Below are 528 nucleotides of genomic sequence, written 5' to 3'. Positions count from 1 at the left end.
GGAAGCCCAGGTTCACGCCCTGCCCCGCCAGCGGATGAATGACGTGGGCCGCGTCGCCAATCAATGCCAGGCCTTCTGCCACGTAACGTTTGGCGTGGCGCTGACGCAACGGCACGCACAGCCGTGGATCGGCGCTTATCACGCTGCCCAGGCGGCCTTCGAAGGCATTTTCCAGTTCACGGCAGAAGCTTTCATCATCCAGCGCCATCAAGCGCTCGGACTCACTCGGGGTGGTCGACCAGACGATCGAACACCAGTCTTCCTGCCCGTCCCGCACCAGCGGCAGGAATGCCAGCGGGCCATTGTCGGTAAAACGCTGCCAGGCCGTCTTTTGATGCACCTGGCTGCTGCGCACACTGGTGACGATGGCGTTGTGCAAATAATCCCACTCACGGGTAGCGGTGCCGGTCAGGCGACGTACTGCCGAGTTGGCACCGTCCGCCGCGACCACCAGTGGCGCGCGCAAGGTGCGGCCATCGGCCAGGGTCAGCAGCCAGTCATCGCCGGAGCGGCGCATCTGTTCCAGGC

General features: G+C 64.6%; 1 protein-coding gene. It reads right to left on the bottom strand.

What is annotated here, in order from left to right; translation table 11 throughout:
- Window positions 1-528 (bottom strand): FAD-dependent monooxygenase (locus tag HX846_RS38385; RefSeq protein ID WP_178967600.1); only part of this gene is annotated, 528 nt, incomplete at both ends.

This window comes from Pseudomonas sp. K5002, from assembly GCF_013386655.1.
Taxonomy (GTDB): Bacteria; Pseudomonadota; Gammaproteobacteria; order Pseudomonadales; family Pseudomonadaceae; genus Aquipseudomonas.
Note: the sequence above shows the minus strand (reverse complement) of the source record. Positions and strands in the feature narration are given on the sequence as shown.